The following is an 18,887-nucleotide window of genomic DNA, read 5'->3' as shown; positions in this document are numbered from 1 at the left end:
TTTATATCTCGTGGTCCATTATGCTTATCTATCTCATTGTGCCACAACCCTAACCAAGCTTTCTGTAGATTCACCACGTGTTCCTTAGAGTAAGTCCTCTTATAAGGATTGTCTGCTTCAACGAATGTCATGAACGCTGAGTTTATTCCACACTCTTCCTCATCATCTACTCTGTATCATCCTTGACAGCAAGGACTTTGATTTGTTGTGCAATCTCATCCAATGACACCTAGCCTTCTATGAAGTTCGTGTTCATCAGGCCAGAGGGTTGCTGCCGACTTCCTTCAGATTCCACAGCACACCCTTGTCTTAAGTTAATCGCTACTACTGCCTTCACAATTCGGGACTTGAGCACTAGAGAATATGTTCATGCTGAGCACACATAATAAAAGGGGAGAGAGAATCTCTCTCTCTCCTTTTATTTTACAGTTAATTCTTCATAACTAACCTGTATCTTCTTTAGAACTTCTAATAGAGAACTGTGATACTTATCATCATTCAAAAATTGATTCTCTAGATCTTCCTCTAATTCATACTTTTTATAGTATCCACTTGTTTTAACTCTAATTACAGGGTGAATGTGTACACTAGCATTTATATCTCCTGGTGATCTTGGAATACTCAATGGATCTTGGAATTTATGAATGTCACCATATTCTAAAGATAGTGCCATTAAATACTTATCTCTTCCAACATTTAATGATGTTTTAAAATACTCTAATGTTACATGCCCTAAATCCCTCCATTCACCTTCCTTATATTCAAATACTTTCACCACATATCCCGGTTGCAAATATAAATCTGGTGAATCATTAAACTCTTCTAATATATAATTTATAATTTCATCATTATGAACAATTTGATATGTTAATTCATAATTCAATTTTTCAGCTAAAATATTGGCTAGTATTTTTGAATTATATCTAAATCCATGTATAAAACCACTAAAAGTCTTCTTATAATCTAATCCATGAGTTTGTGTTCCTGCAAAAAACAAATTACTATGATTAACTGATTCAAAATTTGATTTTATGGCAGGGTATTTACCATCATATAAAGTATCAATATTCAAATCAGATAACGCAGTAATATTTGAGGTAAAACCAGTAGCACTTATAACTTCATGGAAAAATAATGTCTCAATTTCACCTTCTGCATGAACATATTTAACAGTCACATTGTAGCCATCCTTATTTTTTTCAATCCTCTGAATATTACAATCCAACAAACCCGCTTGATGCTTAAGTTGATAATTATCAATTAACAATGCATTCACAGCTCTAACATGTCCAACATAATGTGTTTTATAAGCCATATTAACTGAACTAGGACTAGCTAACATAATAAAGTTTGCTTCATTCAATATTTCTTGAGCACATTCCATACCACTGTTACCTTTTCCAAGTATTAAGACTCTTTTATCCTTATAAAATTCTTTCTTTTTCATAGCTGGATAAGGCGTTGTGTGCTCTATCCCTTCAATATCAGCCTGCTTGAACCCCATTCCCGCGGCTACAACTAAATACTTTGTTTTATATACCCCTTGACTTGTATATACCTCAAAGTTTCCGAACTCATCCTTTTTTGTATTTTCCCATTTAGTTTTGTATTTAACTGGGATCCTATATTCCTCTACTAAATCATTTAACATTTCAACTAAAGCTTCTCGTTTTGGAAAAAACTCTCTGCTATAATTTCGCATCAGAATTTTTTTATCTTTAGTAATTAAGCTATTCCAATCAAACCTTTCTGAGTATCTATGCCTAGATGTTTTTCCAGTATACAATTTATTATTACTTATCAGTGTTCCATGGACTGGAAAATTCTCAAAGAATGTTCCTGCTTTTTCACCTTCTTCAATTACTAACAACTTTAAATCTTTTTGCGATTCACTAGCTATCTCTTGTAATGTTAGAGCTGTTTGTAACCCACCTGGACCAGCACCAATAATTACTACATCATAAAGATAATCCATATAATTTCCCCTCCCTAAAGTAATCATTTATTTAACTGACTCTGTCTGTACTAATTTCAATAACTTGGCAGCATTTCTATAAAATAAATTGTCTAGTGCTTCTTCAGACAACCCACATTCCTCATAATCTTTTATTAGAGTACTTAAAGACATTACTCCAGGCCAATCACTGCCAAATATAATTTTTTCACTAAATTCCTCAACATTCGGAAAATTCTTGACAAAATCTTTTGGTCTAACTAGAGCTGTTTCCAAATAGCAATTTTCATATTTTCTAGTTAACATTTCCGCTTCTCTATAATGATTTGGACGCCCGCTATGAGCAAATACAACATTTAGTTTAGGAAATTTTTTTAAAATAGGCTCAAAAATTAGTGGGGCACAATACTCACTATTGCCATCGACTTGTGCCGTAGATCCAGTATGGAACATAAGTGGCAGCTCATCTTCCTCCATTAATCTATACACCTCAAATAACTCTTTAGAATTGGGATTGAAATCATGATCTGCTGGATATAATTTAAATCCTTTTATCCCCATTTTGATAGCTTTTTTATATGCAGCTACTACATCCTCAGTTGTGTTAGGATTAATACAGCCAAATGGTATTAATACATCTGATTCCCCTCTTTTATAATAATCTGCAATAAACTCTGTAGTAATATGAAAATTAGTACCAGGTCCTTCTTCAGCAAGAATAACACCTTTATACACACCCTGCTCTTGAATGTACTTCACAAGTTCTTTAGGCTCATTAAACAATACCTCAATATCAAAGTCCTGTCTTTTCTTGTGAGTATAAAGTAAATTTTGAATATCATTCCTTAACATCATTAAATCCCCAACATGAATATGAAAATCAATTACTCTTCTCATTTTATTTTCCTCCTAGATTTTTATATTTTAAATTCATACGGTATTGCAACAGAAAAAAATCCACCTTGCGTACAATTAATAGGAGTTAGTCTTTTCGTATCTGGCATTATTCTTGTAAAAATACCAGAGAAACCAGTCCCATAACTTAATCCACCCAAACAAATTTGATAATCAGTTCCATCCAAATTATAAGTGTCTGTTTCAACATACCTTTGCAAAATAAACAATCCACTGTTAGAATGCAGAAGATTTCCTAGTAATTCATTCCAATCTTCTTTTTCAATTTGCAACCCGAAAAAAACTTTCATTCCACCATTACCAATGGCCGGTTTGAGTACAAGGGATTCCCTATTTCTAATTGCCCAATCTAAAGTCTCACTATTTAGTAATTTAGTTTCCGGTATATGCGATAATATTAGTCTTTCATCTTCACTACATAAATCCAAAAATTCTTTAGACTTCATGAGAGCTAACATTCCTTTATTACCAAAAATAGTGGCAGAAGGTGGGACAAGGTACAGCAATTTTTTTGACAAATGGCATTGAACTAGTTTATCTATAACTTCCTTTTTCTCCAAACTATCAATTTCATTGTAAGTAAAGCAACCATAAGCTATATCAATCTTTCTTTTTCCAAAATAAACTTCTTCATTTCTAAAAACAATTTCTTCAACAGACACTACTTCACAGTCATATCCCGCTTTCATCAAAAAGTATTTTGCCTCATGAGGATGAACTTCACCAACTTCATCTTCCCAACAAATAAAAACTATAAAAGGCTTAGTATCCCTTTTACTTAAGTATTGCTCTGTTAAATTCTCAAGCGTATGAACAAATGAATTAGGTTGTTCCTGTATCTCCTCTAAACTATCCTTAACAATTAATTCATAGAACCTTTCAATAATTCCTATTCCACCTATTGTGGCTCCAACATTAAATTCAACCAATCGAAGCTTACCCTTGGTTATAATGTAGTCATTTCTACTAAAGTATTTACTAAGATGTAATAACTCTTCATTAGCAAGGTAAGAATTTAAAAACTCCATATCCTCACGCTTATACCTTAGTATTCTCATCATTTCTTGGTAGTTATTATTAAAAAGACGTTTAGGAACTTCAAACAACAAATTTAATAACTCACAGGTTAAATAATTTATCTCATTATAACTATCCCCCCCTAATAAAATTGGTTTATTGAAGGGCCTAATCTTCTTATATCCAGCATGTATATTGTAAAATTTTTTTATATCCCCCCCCTCAAAATCTGACGGTATAGATAAAGGATATTTTAAAGAGTTTCCAATAAACTTTACATTCCCCAAAAATTACAACCTCCTTTCAACTGTTTTATGCGTACTTATATTCTTTTTGAAAAAATAATACATAACTCCTGTTCCCCCCAGCATACTTGTTAAAAATAAGACACCTAAAACATTCAAATCCCAACCTGATATTAAGAAAGTGTAAATAACTGATCCAATAAAGAATGTTACCTCACCACTTGTTAAAAATAACGAACTTACTCGGCCCGCCATGCTTCTATCAACAAATTTAATAATTGAAGATTCTAGTACAACTTCAGTACACATCATAGCAATATCATGTAGTAATACCACAATCAGGAATAACCAAATATTAGGAGCGAAAAACATCGAGCTTAGGGCAAATGCATTTAGAATATTACATAGTACAACAAACTTAATAGCAGCATTTTTATCCCTCAACTTATCACGAATTACCCTATTTACAATCATCCCTCCAAATATCGCTCCAATTCCACCAGCCATATATGACCATGAGAGCCATACATCACCAAGTTTGAATTTTTGATAAATTATCATTGTAAACGCAATGTTAGCTATCCCATATGTGAATTGTCTAATTGAGAAAATAGCGGTGAAAATTTGTATTGATTTGTCCACAGAAAGTATCTTAATACCCTCAATTAGTTGCTGGACACTTTCATTAATCTGATTTTTAACTTTATTCGATACCTTCTCTTTCTTTTCAAGATGAATAGTTTGCTGAATAAGGCCAGCTGCTAAGTAACTTAATGCGTCAATAAAGAAAACAGTATTTGCACCTACAAGTCCTATTAGTAATCCTCCTATCCCCGTACTAAATAACATTGTCATTTCTCTCGATACACGCATATATGTTGTTGCCTTACCATAATCTTCTTTGTCTTGAATTATTTCTGGAATAACCGCCATACGAGCTGGTTGATATAAAGCATCTGCTACACTAATAAGAAATATTAATATATAAAACACAGTAAGGTTGCTAATTCCGTTCACCAAACAAACAAACAATATCATTTCTAATAAAAAAGCTAAGTAATTTGAATACGTCAAAAGGGTTTTCTTTGAAATTTTATCTATTATTGCACCAGATAAAAAGGTCATAATAACACGTGGGCAAAATCGTACTAAAAAACTAATACCAACCGCCATAGCACTTCCTGTTTGTTGATATAAAAAGCCTATTACAGCAATGGTCCTTAACCAACTGCCTATATTACTTAACACCCAACCAGTTAATAACCTTTTAAAATTCCTATTAATTATTTTCTCCTCCCAACATTTCGATAACAATATTTTTGCGAATCCGCTTAATTAAATCATTACTGCTATTATTACTTTGACAGTGTGTGATAAAATATCCGATTCTTTCAAATGGAAATAGTCCCCCCTGAACTTGATCCCCTTCTTTTTTTAATATATTAACCTCTGTAATGTTCGCCATTACTTCACAACTTTTAGGGAAATCAAACTTTTTTATTATACCTTCAGTACAAAATATGTATTCTACACTAGATACTGTTTTGACTACATTTCTCATTGTTGGTGGCTTTCCCGTTAGCAATGCTTCATAATAGCTTCCAAACAACTTATAATTGTAAGTGTCAGATACTAGTTTAGTAATCATATCCCCACCATATCTAGTGTGAATCTCAATTAATTCAAAGCTACAATCATTCGTAATTTTCAATTCCGCATGTATTGGCGAACAATTAATTCCTAAAGCTCTTATAACCTGTGTTAGAAAATCACAAATCTGTGATTTCTGATTCCCTAACACACTTGGTACTGTATGGCCAATTTCAACAAAAAAAGGCTTACCGGTTGTCCTTTTATCAGTAATAGCAAACATATATAACTTACCTTGCACTACTAACCCCTCAACACTTATCTCCACTCCATCAATAAATTCCTCTAACAAAAACTCTCTCTTTTTAACCATCTCATTTGACCTATATAAATTAACAGCATTCTCTAGATCTTGAATATTTTCTATATATCTTACACCAATACTTCCCGTTAAATCATTTGGCTTTAATATAAATGGATATTGTTCCCGCGATAATGATAATAATTCTTTAATATCACTTACTTTTTTATATTTAATCTTTGACAATTCTTTCTTATAAAGTAAATCCCTAGTTGAAAATTTATCCTTAACTAATAACTCAACGGATACAGACTCCCCTAAAATATTTAACCTCTCTCTAATCTCGGCTGCAAAAGGTAACATAAATTCCGTTAAAGAGATTACAAGGTTTATTTCATTTCCTTTCAATAGTTCAGCAACATCATCTTCATTCTGTAAGGAGTTCTCAATTATATTAACCTCCTTATAAAGAAGTCTATTATCCAAATCACCTAGATCTTCCTTTGAAGCAACTAAATATACAATTAAATTCATTTCAATTGCTTCTAAGATAGCTTGGTTAAGAGTATATTCGCTTCTTGGAATCCCTATTATCGCTAATTTCTTCCTTTTCATCTCTTATCTCCATTTTTATTTTTTTTCTAATATTTCTATCTATATCTTTCAAATATTCAATATCTTTATCAACTAAAATATAATGAACGAGATGAATATCACTTCCATTTGGAAGTGGCCTTACATGTTCTCCTTCCTTATACCATACCTTGTAATCAACAACTTCTCCTAACTCCTCTAAATATTCAAGGTTTACAATTTTAGAAATAACTCCTTCTTCTTCAATTACTATTCCACCATACAAACACGCTTGATATATGATATCTTTATTTATACAGAAATCGCCACTGACTAATAATCGGGTTAATTCTTTTACAACATTCACTCCATATAACTTTTCAATGGCTAAGGCTGTATAGGCCCCACCTGGCCGTAATGCTATTTCAATAATACAGGGTCCTATTGCAGTATATTTAATCTCTACATGCGCGCAACCAATCCCACCACCAATCGCTCTCACAGCCTTCTTAGCACAATCAATACACTCATTAAGGTGCTTTTCCTCTAGCTCTGTGGGATAACAGCTTCTATATTCTGCAAAATAAGGTCCATACATAGGTGCCTTCTGAAATAGCCCTAGTACCTCGATTTTTTCACCTGAGAAAATCAAATCAATATTCAATTCAATACCAGTAACATATTCTTGGACTAGGATAGAATTACTAGTTTCAGTCCCCATTTTATAGACGTTATTTAAACGATTCCCATCCTCTTTGTATAGTTCTTGTATTCTATTAAAAATTTTTTCTAATTCACTTTCACAATTCACCTTAGTAACCGATTGACTATTAGTCGATGATGGTAACTTTAAAATAATGGGGTACTGTTTAGGCAAACTTATAATTTTTTTAATTTCGTGAACACTATCTACCTTATATGTTTTCGGAGTGTAAATCCCTTTATTTTCTAAAGCGTTGTGTGTCAAAAATTTATCACGCGAGATTATCGATGATTCTACCGAATTCCCCTTCAACGTTAAATGCTCAGCAACCAATGCTGTTTCATAGACCGTTCCTTCCCATAATGGAATGACAGCATGAACTGGAAACTCTTTATTAATATTATCTACTAATTTTAATAAACTCTTATGATCAAAGGGATTTAGTTTATAAAAGTTCGCAAAATCTACTATTTTCTCACCTTTACCTATGACAAATAAATTCGCCCCTGCTTCCTTTAACATTTTCAAATTATAAACACTTGGATCGTTATGAATAATTATAATATTTTTATTGTAAAGAGAATCCATTTCAATCCCCCGCTCTATAAAGTCACTTTATTAGCATAATGATTGTCTAATTGTTTCAGCCATTCATTTACTACAGCAGCTTGATCATCAGTTAACAAATCATTTGTTATATTAGGAATCCAATCTTTCCCTTCACTGGTTAAGTAATAGTAATCTTTCCCTTCTTCCATTAATCCATTTTTAATTAGTATCTGAAAGAAATCTTCATATCTAGATTTTGGCTGGACTCGCCATTTTTCAATTTTGAAAAACTTAGGAAAAAATACAAAACCTCTATTCTCCGGTTCACTTAACTTGCTTGATACTTTAAATAAAGGAATTTCACCATTTCTAACTTCTTGCATATACTTTTTTGGATCTGTCGTATTTGCATAGCTATATCCGTTAATATAGCCCCGCGCTGAACTACCAATAGCTAGTGTTTCTGAGCGATACTCACCATCACCACCGCCCCAAAGCAACCTATAATAATCTGACGATTTCGATAACTTAGAAAAAACATGATCTGTTACATGATCATAATCTAAGTCTTGCATTTTATTTTGAATATACTTGTTCATTTCATGCCTTAATGATTCAGGCGGTCTCTTGGGGAACAATCCCTTTTCCATGTCTAAGAAGACTTTCTTTGGAAATCCATAATATGATAAATAATAATAATCGACACTATCAAAACCATACTTGTCAATTGCACTTATGTCAGCCTCAAGATCCCTCATTGTATGTCCTGGCATATGATACATCATGTCAATATTAATATCTTTAAAACTAAATTTTTTTGCTTTCTCAGTACATCTAATTACATCTTCTAGTGTAGCGCCGATATTTAATTTTTCCCTCAGTTGTTGATCAAAGGTTTGTACTCCATAGCTAATTCTCTGTACACCAAATTCATCAAGAAAATGGAGTAGTTCTAAATCTGATAAGGAATTAGGCTCCCCTTCAAAAGTCCATTCGCACTCCTTCGATATATTAAAATATTTTTCTAAGGAATTTAACAGCAGCTTGACACTCTCTAAAGACAGTAAAGACGGAGATCCACCACCAATATATACTGCATCAATTGTCATATCTTGTATATACTGAAACCCTGACATTAATTCCATTTCTTCAACCATCACTTTAACATATTCATCATAGATTTTATCTTTACGATTTACTCGAACATGAAATGGACAAAATAAACAATGTTGTTCACAATATGGTATATGCACATACAACAAATTTTCTGTTCTTTCTTGTTTTTTTGATTTGAGTTCAGAAATAAACGCTTCAAAACCATTCCCTTCATCCTTTGTATATTGTTGTAAGGGATAAAAATGGTGAGTTAACGGAAATAACTTAGTATACAAATTATTCATTCTATCTCTCCTAACTAATCTCTTTTTTCCTTTTGTAATAATTACGAATTAATATCTTCTTTTGTTCTAAAGGGTAAGACAAATTAAAAATTGGATATGTGCTTGCTGTAGTCACTATGGCTGTTACTACAATTATTGAGAATATCTCAGTAGTCATTAATCCCGATGTAATTCCTATATTTCCAAACATGAGTATCATTAAACCCCTTGCATTCATCAATGCTCCAACCGCAGAAGCGTCCCGCCATGAAAAACCTAATATTCTTGTAGCAATCGTACATGCAACATATTTACCAATTGTAGCTACTATAAGATAAATTACTAATGGACCTAATATTGAAACGCTACTAAAAATATCTAGTCTTGTTTGCAACCCTGTGTACATGAAAAATATTGGGACCAAAAAGATAATCACAAAATCCTCTAGTTTCTCTTTTATTTCCAGTGAAACTGATTCCTTCTTCGGAATAATCAAACCCGCAATAAAACCACCAAACACTGCATGTATACCAATATATTCAGTAGAGAAAACACATAATAAAAATACAACTAATCCAATGGTAAATTTAGATTGTATATTTTCCTCATTCTTTAAGATCAATTTATAAACTACTGGTTTTAAAATACACAACGAAAATGCCATAAATATTGATAGCTTAAAAAGTATATACAAACAGCTTCTTAAATCTCCAGCTTGTATAATAATTGTTACAACTGCCAATAGTATCCATGCAACAATATCGTCAATACTGGCTGCCAACAAAGATATAACCCCAAAACGTTTGGTACTTAAATTTCTCTCTTGTAAAATCCTTGCTAACATTGGAAATGCGGTTAACGAAAATCCTGATGCCATAAATATTGAAAAATCAACCCTGTCAATCTTAATTAAATTAAAGTGATCGTATAAAATCATTGATGTTCCAAAGACCAACAGAAATGTGGGTAATATACCTGATATCGCTAAGAAACCTGAATTTATGATGTTTTTTTTAACAAAAACCTTATGATCCAACTCTAAACCAACAACAAACATGTATAGAGCTAATCCTAGTTGACTTAGCAAATATAGTACATCCGACATACTATTAAACGTTTCGTTAATTAATGGAACCAAGGAACCTAGAATAGATGGTCCTAATATAATGCCAGCAACCATTTCACCAACTACTCTAGGTTGGCCAATACATAGTGCTAAAAAACCAACCAATCGAGCCATAACAACAATGATTAGTAAAGCGAATATAAATTTAAGCATAATCAATGTTCATAAGGCAAATCATTATATTGTGGTTTATTGATGTCATTCTGGTTTACTCCAGAAAGCTCACCACTCAAAACAACAAAATTAGCCAACAAACAACAAAAAATTATAATTTTTTTCATCTTATTCCCCCCCTCGAAAAAATAACACGAAAATTCTAAATATTCCCCCTTTAAAAACACAAAAAAATAAACTTAATCCTTCAATTTCCTTTAAATTACTTAAAATTTCTCCAAATTTTATAAAGTAGTAGTAAAATAATTATAGGGAGGGATATTATGGAATTTTTATCAGAAAATCTTGGATTACTGATAAGGGATCTAAGACAGAAGGTTGGTGTTAGTCAAAAAGAACTCTGTAAAGGAATTTGTAGTCAAGCTGAAATTAGCAAAATCGAAAACGGGAGAATATTACCTAGTATTTATACACTTATTATGATTTCTTACAGATTAGGATTAGAACCTAACTATTTTTTCAACCAAATTACTAAAAAGCACTACGATTTTATATACAATGTAAAGTCAGAAATTAGAAAATGTATACATAAAAAAGACTATAAAGCTGTTTATAAAATAATCAAAAAGTACAAAAGTCACTCTGCCTTTCAATCACTAGAAGAAAAACAGTTTTTTCTTTGGCATACAGGAATTATCGAATACTACTTGTTTGATGATTTGGAAAAATCGATAACATCATTGGAAGGATCATTAAAAATAAAACAATCGTTTAAACATTCCATCCAAGACATAAATATTCTAAATAGTTTAGCAGTAATAAAATCTGAATCTGGAAACTACACAGAGGCAATCAATACATTAAAAATTGCCTTTAAACATTACTATGGATTAAATTGCAATTCAGATCCTAAAATTTACTCAAAACTTTGTTACAATATAAGTAAGCCTTTTATAATACAGAATAATGATGATGTTGCACTTAAATATTGTAATTTGGGAATTGAAAATTGCTTAGATAATCATACTAGCTTTTTGTTAGGGGAACTTTATTATCAAAAAGGGTTTATTTATTCTAAAAAGAAGGAGGTTAAACAGGCCCTAGATTTTTATTCTAAGGCATTGAATCTTTTTGAAATCGTCAACAAACAAGAGTTTGCAAATCTGACAAAAATAAAAATTACTGAAATAAATACTTCATCTCATTATTAATAATTATTTCTAGAAACGAATATATTCATTACTTTTTTAACAAGGGGGTATATCCATGCAAAGATGTGATTGGCAAAGCTTAAAAGATTCTCTTTATAGGAACTATCATGATAATGAGTGGGGCTATCCTACAATGGATTCAAATAGACTTTTTGAAATGCTAAACTTAGAAGGTCAGCAAGCAGGACTATCTTGGTCTACTATTTTAAAAAGAAGAATTACATATAATCAAGCATTTGATAACTTTGACCCTATTAAAATTATCAGATACGATGAAAAGAAAATCCTAAAATTATTAAAAGATGAAGGTATCATTCGTTATCGTTTAAAAATTGAATCTATAATTAAGAATTCTCATGCTTATATCAACATGCTTGAAAAAGGAGAAGATTTTTCTAATTTTATTTGGGGTTTTGTAGATGGAAGGCCTATCCATAATGAGTGGAAATCAATAAATGAAGTGCCAACCGAAACAAAAATATCAACAAAGATGAGTAAAGAACTTAAAGATAGAGGATTTACTTTTGTAGGCTCAACAACTTGTTATGCCTATATGCAAGCTGTTGGTTTAGTAAATGATCACTTACTAAAATGTTTTTGTTATGAAAAGATCAAAAACATTACCATTAGTTAATTTTAGGTGGGAATTCATTATAATACTTTACTTTCTAGAGATAATCTATAACTTCTAAAAGAATCTACTAAACTAATCACAGTATAACAGAATAAATTATGCTTTATAGTGCAAAAATAAAATAAAAGATAATATAGTACATATATTTCTAGCAGCATTTTATTCTGTTACTCCAAACAATTTATTAATGAACTTTTTCTGATTTTGAACAGATGGATTCCGTAAATCGGTCTGTTCCTTTTAATCATTTCATTTTAAATCTACAATTAACAATGGCTATTCCCAATAATCCCCTTTATAAGATTGTTAAATATAGATTATATATTTAACAATCTTATGAATTCTTTTTCTTCACCAATATCATCTCCTATATATTCAATATACTCATAATACAAGGTACCTTCTATATATTCTAGCTTTACGGCTTGTTTCCACTGATTCCAACTCGTTAATTTACATAATTGGTCGTCTATAAAATTGTATACATACACATCTCCTCCATCACTAATTGTCCCATAAACATCACCAATAATAAGAGCTATTTTCGTGTCACTAATCCAAACCGCATCCTTCGGTATATATTTTTCATCTACAGGACCTATGATTCGCTGTTTTTTTCCTGTACATAAATCCACTAAATACAAACTACACAATGTTTCCCATTCAAAAGGCGCCAAATAAATTGCCTTTAATCCCCCAGGAGATGTTTTAGGTTTTGAAGAAATACAATTAGTTAAATTTTTTCGCCTCCCCTGTTCTGTAACTAGCTCAATTTGATTATCTGAACGTTTATATCTTAATTTATACATCACTTCTCCCCCTTCATTTTTCTCCATTATACCCTCTACCTTTATAGAAGTTTTTATTTTCAATTGACAATTTACAACTCATTCCTGACCAAAAACGCAAATCATAGTCTACAAAAACAAGTTACCATGTTATAATCCTTAATTGTAGACTATGGTATGTCAACACGAAACTAGACAATTTTTTTAAGGTGTTCCTGTCTGTACTGAACAGGGCTCAAATAGCCTAGCGTTCCATGGATTCTAACATGATTAAACCAGTTTACGTAGTCGTTCAATTCTAAAGTCAATTCTTCTAAATTTGCGAAATGACGACCGCGAACGAACTCTGTTTTAAAGATTTTGTAGGTTGCTTCCGCTACGGCATTATCGTATGGACAACCTTTTGTACTTAATGAACGCTTGATTTTGAAGGTCTCTAACGTGTCATGAATCAGCTTATTTTTAAACTCATTTCCTCGATCTGTATGAAATAAGGTAATCCGATTTAAGTTTGTTTTCACCGCTGCGAAAGCTTGCGAAACAAGCTCGGCATCTTTCTTTTGATCTGCGCTATGTCCTATGATTTCTCGATTAAAGAGATCAACTAATAAACATACGTAATTCCACTTTTTGTTTACAAGGACGTATGTTAAATCACTTACGACTACAGCCAACTCTTCTTTCTGATTAAACTGACGATCGAGCACGTTTGAAATTTTTTCTTCGTTACAGTTCGCTTTCTTCGGCTTAAATTGTGCAATCGTATAGTTAGATACGAAACCTTGATTCTTCATAATCCGTCCAATACGGCGGCGCGAAACCACATACCCTAACTTTTTTAGTTCTACTTTTATCTTTCGTGTTCCATAGTTCTGACGGCTCTCTCGGAAGATTTCTTTCACGAGTGGCGACAATTCATCTCTTATATCTTGTGCCTGTTTGGCTTCATAATAATACGTTGCCCTTGATAATTGTAGGACATTGCACATTGCTGATATCGAGTATTTATGTAGGTTATTCTTCACTACTTTTACTTTCGTCCTAGTATCAGCGCCGCTTGCTTTAAAATATCATTTTCCATAAGAAGCTGTTTGTTTTCTCAACGCTTCTAATTCTAGTTGTTCAGCCGTCTTATTATCTTTCTCTTTAAATGAGCCAGACGTATGATTTTGATTGATCCACCGATCCAATGATGATGGTGTTAGTTCGTATTCCTTAATGATGTCTTTCCTTGGTTTACCATTTTGATACAGTTGAACCATTTGGTGTTTAAATTCCGCTGTAAAGGTTCTTCTTTCTCTTTTATTTTTCGTCATAGTAGATTCTCCTCAAATATATTAGTTGTAGTCTACTTGACCTTAATTTTTTTGTCTAGTTCAGTGTAGCCTATCCATTTTTTCGCTAAATAATAATAAAATTCCGTTAGTGTCCTTTCCGCGCTTTGAACAGTTCCTCTAGTTTTTTGTTGCCTTGTTAATTCATTTAGAAAAGCACTACCATGTAAAGTTGTTATATCCCTCAAAGAATAAATCTTATATACCCTTTTTTTGATAACAAGTATCCAATTTAAAAATTTAACAAGATTATCCGCATGTTTTTTTTGTGTGTTATACTTTCTAAATTTCCATTTTTCAAATATAAATTGGGTGATCGGATGAATTATCTCTCTATTATTTTTGTAATTTTTCAGCACAATTACTGCATGTTGTTTTATTTCACTTTGACTATCGCGATACTTTAACCACAAATCAATTTTTACACTTCGAACACAAAACCGCACACTATCATCTAAAATATAACTTACTTGCGCCTCTTCCTTTTCCATTCTTTTCCTCCTCCTTGACAAAATTATAATATATATGCACAATTTTCGGAATGATTAATATAATTTTATATTGATCTTTTAACATATTTTCAAATTCATTATTTATGCCCCTTCAAAAGAGCCAAAAAAAATAAGAAACCCTTTAATATATAAGGTTTCTTACTTTGTTTTATGCACAATTTATTTTTGCACTATTTTTAGCAGATAATCTTTCCCCTATATTTCTCGGTCTTACAATCTCGTATCATTTCTATAAAAAATAAACCTGCAAAAAATCTGCAGGCTTATTTCATACATTCTTTAAAATGTTCCTGAAACCACTCTTTATTAAGGTCTTTTCCTATGAAAACGACTTCGCTTATTCGTTTTTCTCCTTCTTGCCATTCTCGATCATAGGAAGCAGCAAATAGGGTATGTACACCTTGGAATACAATTCGTCGATTTACCCCATCAATAGACAAAATTCCTTTATAACGATATAAATACTCCCCTAGCTCCTGAACAACAGCTGACATCCATTCGTTTAACTTTTGTAAATCAAGAGGCTTTTCTTCACGTAATACAAATGATTTTATCCCTTCTAAATGATGGTGCTCTGTATGAGGATAAATTTCTAATGTATCACGCGTTTTAAACGTTTGAATTTCGAGTAAAGCTGGAATATCCACTTCACAATTTGTCGTTGGGATTAATTTTGCTGTTGGATTCATCCCTTGTAATTCAATAAGAAGTGCTTCTTTTTCTGCTTCTCCAATTAAATCTAATTTATTCACTAATACAACATCTGCAAAGGCAATTTGTTCTTTTGCTTCCAGTCCTTTTTCAAAATGTTTATGAATATGATAACTATCGATCACTGTCACAACACCATCAACTTTATATGATGATTGAATGACTGGGTCTAAAAAGAACGTTTGAATAATAGGACCTGGATTTGCAAGCCCAGTTGTTTCAATCACTAAACCATCAAAATCCATTTTTCCTTCTGCTTTTACATCCAATAGTTGTTTTAATGCGACAAGCAAATCTTCACGAACTGTACAACATAAACAACCATTTGTCATTTCCATAATTTCTTCTTCAACATTCATAACCAATTGATTATCGATGCCAATTTGTCCTATTTCATTTACAATAACCGCTAATTTTTTCCCATGGTCTTCCGATAGGATTCTATTTAGCAATGTCGTTTTCCCGGAACCAAGAAAACCAGTTAAAATTGTTACTGGAATCATTACTTACATCTCCTTATAGCTGTCTCTATATACATTATACTATACAGAAAAAATATATATTGTATATAAAATCCTTATATACAGAGTAGCGTACCATATCCCACTTTTATGCTACAATCTATATCATAAGGAGGTGAGATTTTGAACAAACAAAAGAATGATTATTTATGGAAATTATTCAAAATTTGGTTGTCCATTCCTCGTAGTGCTCGTCTTGCATTTTTATGGGCAATTATTTTAGGTTTTTCCTATTTAGGATGGGTGAAAATCATGAGGCAAATGTTTTAAAACAATATTCAACTGGTTTCATTTTCTTATAAATAAAAGAAGGTCTGTGACTCTATCACTTTTCTTTCTCATATCTATTTCTCGTCATCGCAAACACACATGTATCCCTTAATCCATTTCCATCTACTGCTACACTACTATTTTCTAAAATTCCTTCTAATTTAAAACCTAGCTTCTCAGGTATCGCTCTACTTTTCCTATTTGTGGGATCACAACGAATTTCTAACCTGTTTGCTTTCAGTTCAGAAAAAGCATAATCGGTAATTCCTTTTACCGCCTCGGCCATATAACCTTTCCCACTCAAACGTGTATCAATCCAATATCCAATTTCAAACTGTGGTATTTCCCACTTAATCCGGTGCAATCCAGTAGAAGCAACAAATTCACCAGTTTCTCTTAAAAAGACTAACAATCTTAAATCTTCTCGCTGTAAAAATTGAATATGTGATTTTCTTATACTAGCCTCTACTTCTTCTCTCGTTTGTTCCTTTTGTGCAAAAACCATCCAAGATTTTAACTCTTGTATTGATGCTTGAATTGCTTCATAGACCACTGCCCCGTCTCCAGGTTTAGGCATTCGAATATATAATCTATCTGTATAAAATTCCGAGGGAAAATCAAGTAACAATGGATTCATTTTCAACACTCCTTAGCATTTATTTTATATATAATATAATATTCATTCTAAATATAAGCAAATATTTTTCTCATTTTAAATATATTTCAAATAATTCTAAATTATTTTCATGCAATATATATACACATAAGAAGATTCACAAAAAATACAAACAGCATTGCTCTCAATCCTTTTATTTCCACATATAATAAAGGTGTAGGATAGGAATGTAAGGAAAGGATTGATAAAAAATGAAACATACTTACGACTATCATGCAACGAAAAAACAATTAGAACTAAAAAAACAGCAGTTATGTAGACAGCTTACAAGTGTAAGACTAACAGAAGAAGAACGAAATCAAATAAAAATGGAAATCGATAACTACGATTACATTTTAAACTTAGTAGAAATGAACCATTATGAACGTGGAATTTCTCATTAAAAGCAGAGAACATCATTTCAAGTGATGTTCTTTTTCCTTTTCTATCATAGGAAAGATTACAATACGCAGAAAAAATAGTTTTAAAACAAAAAAAGACAACAATGTATATATTGTTGTTTTCAACTTACACAATCTTCTTTTTATCCGGTTTACTGGAAACTAAATAATGTTTCTCTGATATATATAAATCCCTTTTTAATATACGATCTAAATATGGTGCTAATTTTATGCCACATATAAGACGATCTTCATTGTCTTCTACAATAGGGAATGTTTCTTTCTCTGTTACATATTGATCCACTGCTTTTTGTACAAGATCAATCTCTTTTACAAGTTCTAAATTTTCGTCTGTATGTTCAAATACCTCTAGCGTTTCCTTTGTAATAAGAAACTTATTTGTTGGAAAAGCTTGTAAATAGGGTTTTAATAAATCATAATTCACTGTATAGTCATCATTAACTAATACTGTATACACAATATTTGTATTAGTCTCTAAAAACTTTGCCATCGCTTGTTCTAGCTCGTCTTTTGTAATTGGCCTCTCCTCTTTTCCACTTTTGAAAAAGCGAAACATTGCATCGCCTCCTTTTTACTATATTATACCATAAAGAGAAATCAGAAAAATTAAAAAAACCTATTGAAAGATTTTTTCAATAGGTTTTTTGTGAGGGTAAATCATAATTTAATTACTATATCTTATTTTAAGAACGCACTCAACATCCAAACATGTTGTTCTAATGTTGTATGAATTGCTAATAACATGTCAGCAGATGTTTCATCTCCAGCTTGTTCTGCCACTTCCATACCTTCTTTTAACTCTTGAATAATAGCAGAGAAATCATTTACTAATACTTGTACCATTTCTTCCGCTGCTTCTTTACTTGTTCCTTCATGTACTGTTGATGTTTCTAAATATTCTTTCATTGTTGCTAACGGTTTTCCACCTAATGCTAAAATACGTTCTGCTAATTCATCAATATATGTAGCAGCTTCTGTATAAAGCTCTTCAAATTTCTCATGTAATGTAAAGAAGTGTGGTCCTGTCACATACCAGTGGTAATTATGAAGTTTCACATATAATACATTCCAGTTTGCTACTTGTTTGTTCAATACTTCGACAACATTTGCTTTCGTACTCATCCAATCCACTCCTCTTACAATTTTAGAATTATTCTCTCTTAATAATCCTCTTTTATTGTACCATACTTTTCCTTTCCTTCCAAATCATAAGCTGATATGTAACAAATTTTTAACAACTTTCATAGTGCACCAAACCGATAAAGTGAAACTTTAATCAGTGGGGGATCCTCTTCCCCCTCACCAATTAGGCTGTTACGGGCAATAAAGTTTCCCTCTCTAAATTTTGAGGTAGAGTGTTGTT

Annotated in this window: 19 protein-coding genes and 1 pseudogene; 4 read left to right on the top strand and 16 right to left on the bottom strand. The window is 31.8% G+C overall.

Going from position 1 to position 18,887, the window contains the following annotated elements; genetic code table 11:
- Window positions 1–418: 418 nt before the first annotated feature.
- The 9 genes from MR058_RS14660 to MR058_RS23325 are packed head-to-tail and all read right to left on the bottom strand — an operon-like array spanning window position 419 to window position 10,633.
- On the bottom strand, window positions 419–1,975 hold the full coding sequence (locus tag MR058_RS14660) for an NAD(P)-binding domain-containing protein (RefSeq protein ID WP_242144692.1): 1,557 nt from the start codon (window positions 1,973–1,975) through the stop codon (window positions 419–421).
- Between the two features lie 27 nt (window positions 1,976–2,002).
- Entirely contained in the window at window positions 2,003–2,851 is an 849-nt protein-coding gene (locus tag MR058_RS14655; protein ID WP_242144691.1) for an amidohydrolase family protein, read from the bottom strand.
- 20 nt (window positions 2,852–2,871) lie between these two features.
- Window positions 2,872–4,173, bottom strand: coding sequence for an ATP-grasp domain-containing protein (locus tag MR058_RS14650; protein ID WP_242144690.1), 1,302 nt, complete (start codon window positions 4,171–4,173; stop codon window positions 2,872–2,874).
- Between the two features lie 3 nt (window positions 4,174–4,176).
- Entirely contained in the window at window positions 4,177–5,445 is a 1,269-nt protein-coding gene (locus tag MR058_RS14645) for an MFS transporter (RefSeq protein ID WP_277926574.1), read from the bottom strand.
- Entirely contained in the window at window positions 5,411–6,637 is a 1,227-nt protein-coding gene (locus tag MR058_RS14640) for an ATP-grasp domain-containing protein (protein WP_242144688.1), read from the bottom strand. The genes MR058_RS14645 and MR058_RS14640 overlap by 35 nt, the downstream gene beginning before the upstream one ends.
- Window positions 6,582–7,886, bottom strand: coding sequence for an ATP-grasp domain-containing protein (locus MR058_RS14635; RefSeq protein WP_242144687.1), 1,305 nt, complete (start codon window positions 7,884–7,886; stop codon window positions 6,582–6,584). The genes MR058_RS14640 and MR058_RS14635 overlap by 56 nt, the downstream gene beginning before the upstream one ends.
- Before the next feature lie 14 nt (window positions 7,887–7,900).
- On the bottom strand, window positions 7,901–9,247 hold the full coding sequence (locus MR058_RS14630) for a coproporphyrinogen-III oxidase family protein (protein WP_242144686.1): 1,347 nt from the start codon (window positions 9,245–9,247) through the stop codon (window positions 7,901–7,903).
- Between the two features lie 10 nt (window positions 9,248–9,257).
- On the bottom strand, window positions 9,258–10,466 hold the full coding sequence (locus MR058_RS14625; protein WP_242144685.1) for a cation:proton antiporter: 1,209 nt from the start codon (window positions 10,464–10,466) through the stop codon (window positions 9,258–9,260).
- A gap of 41 nt (window positions 10,467–10,507) precedes the next feature.
- Window positions 10,508–10,633: a hypothetical protein gene (locus MR058_RS23325; protein ID WP_277926575.1), complete on the bottom strand. Its 126-nt coding sequence runs from the start codon at window positions 10,631–10,633 to the stop codon at window positions 10,508–10,510.
- A gap of 156 nt (window positions 10,634–10,789) precedes the next feature.
- Here MR058_RS23325 and MR058_RS14620 point away from each other — a divergent pair, with 156 nt between their 5' ends.
- Window positions 10,790–11,677, top strand: coding sequence for a helix-turn-helix domain-containing protein (locus MR058_RS14620; RefSeq protein WP_242144684.1), 888 nt, complete (start codon window positions 10,790–10,792; stop codon window positions 11,675–11,677).
- A gap of 55 nt (window positions 11,678–11,732) precedes the next feature.
- A complete protein-coding gene (locus tag MR058_RS14615) occupies window positions 11,733–12,311 on the top strand; it encodes a DNA-3-methyladenine glycosylase I (RefSeq protein ID WP_242144683.1) in 579 nt (192 codons plus the stop codon).
- A gap of 317 nt (window positions 12,312–12,628) precedes the next feature.
- Here MR058_RS14615 and MR058_RS14610 read toward each other — a convergent pair whose 3' ends face one another.
- The 4 genes and pseudogenes from MR058_RS14610 to MR058_RS14595 all read right to left on the bottom strand — a co-directional run bounded on the left by MR058_RS14610 (window position 12,629) and on the right by MR058_RS14595 (window position 16,159).
- Entirely contained in the window at window positions 12,629–13,147 is a 519-nt protein-coding gene (locus MR058_RS14610; RefSeq protein WP_242144682.1) for a DUF4652 domain-containing protein, read from the bottom strand.
- A 143-nt stretch (window positions 13,148–13,290) separates the two neighbouring features.
- Window positions 13,291–14,415: pseudogene (locus MR058_RS14605) on the bottom strand (IS3 family transposase).
- A 32-nt stretch (window positions 14,416–14,447) separates the two neighbouring features.
- On the bottom strand, window positions 14,448–14,924 hold the full coding sequence (locus MR058_RS14600) for a hypothetical protein (RefSeq protein WP_242144681.1): 477 nt from the start codon (window positions 14,922–14,924) through the stop codon (window positions 14,448–14,450).
- 284 nt (window positions 14,925–15,208) lie between these two features.
- Entirely contained in the window at window positions 15,209–16,159 is a 951-nt protein-coding gene (locus tag MR058_RS14595) for a CobW family GTP-binding protein (protein ID WP_242144680.1), read from the bottom strand.
- A 141-nt stretch (window positions 16,160–16,300) separates the two neighbouring features.
- Between MR058_RS14595 and MR058_RS14590 the strand changes: the two genes are divergently transcribed.
- Complete coding sequence (locus MR058_RS14590; protein WP_242144679.1) at window positions 16,301–16,447, top strand: hypothetical protein; 147 nt, start codon at window positions 16,301–16,303, stop codon at window positions 16,445–16,447.
- 55 nt (window positions 16,448–16,502) lie between these two features.
- Here the strand turns inward: MR058_RS14590 and MR058_RS14585 are convergent, their stop codons facing one another.
- Window positions 16,503–17,084 (bottom strand): GNAT family N-acetyltransferase, encoded by a 582-nt coding sequence (locus MR058_RS14585; protein ID WP_242144678.1) that lies wholly within the window; start codon window positions 17,082–17,084, stop codon window positions 16,503–16,505.
- 230 nt (window positions 17,085–17,314) lie between these two features.
- Between MR058_RS14585 and MR058_RS14580 the strand changes: the two genes are divergently transcribed.
- On the top strand, window positions 17,315–17,506 hold the full coding sequence (locus tag MR058_RS14580) for a DUF3896 family protein (protein ID WP_242144677.1): 192 nt from the start codon (window positions 17,315–17,317) through the stop codon (window positions 17,504–17,506).
- A 124-nt stretch (window positions 17,507–17,630) separates the two neighbouring features.
- Here MR058_RS14580 and MR058_RS14575 read toward each other — a convergent pair whose 3' ends face one another.
- A complete protein-coding gene (locus tag MR058_RS14575) occupies window positions 17,631–18,080 on the bottom strand; it encodes a DUF3939 domain-containing protein (protein ID WP_242144676.1) in 450 nt (149 codons plus the stop codon).
- A 122-nt stretch (window positions 18,081–18,202) separates the two neighbouring features.
- Complete coding sequence (locus MR058_RS14570) at window positions 18,203–18,646, bottom strand: Dps family protein (RefSeq protein WP_242144675.1); 444 nt, start codon at window positions 18,644–18,646, stop codon at window positions 18,203–18,205.
- Window positions 18,647–18,887: the final 241 nt, after the last annotated feature.

The sequence above is a fragment of the Bacillus cereus group sp. BfR-BA-01430 genome (assembly GCF_022663115.1).
Classification (GTDB): domain Bacteria; phylum Bacillota; class Bacilli; order Bacillales; family Bacillaceae_G; genus Bacillus_A; species Bacillus_A cereus_BD.
The sequence above is the reverse complement of the archived record's forward strand: the minus strand, read 5'-3'. Positions and strand labels throughout refer to the sequence as shown.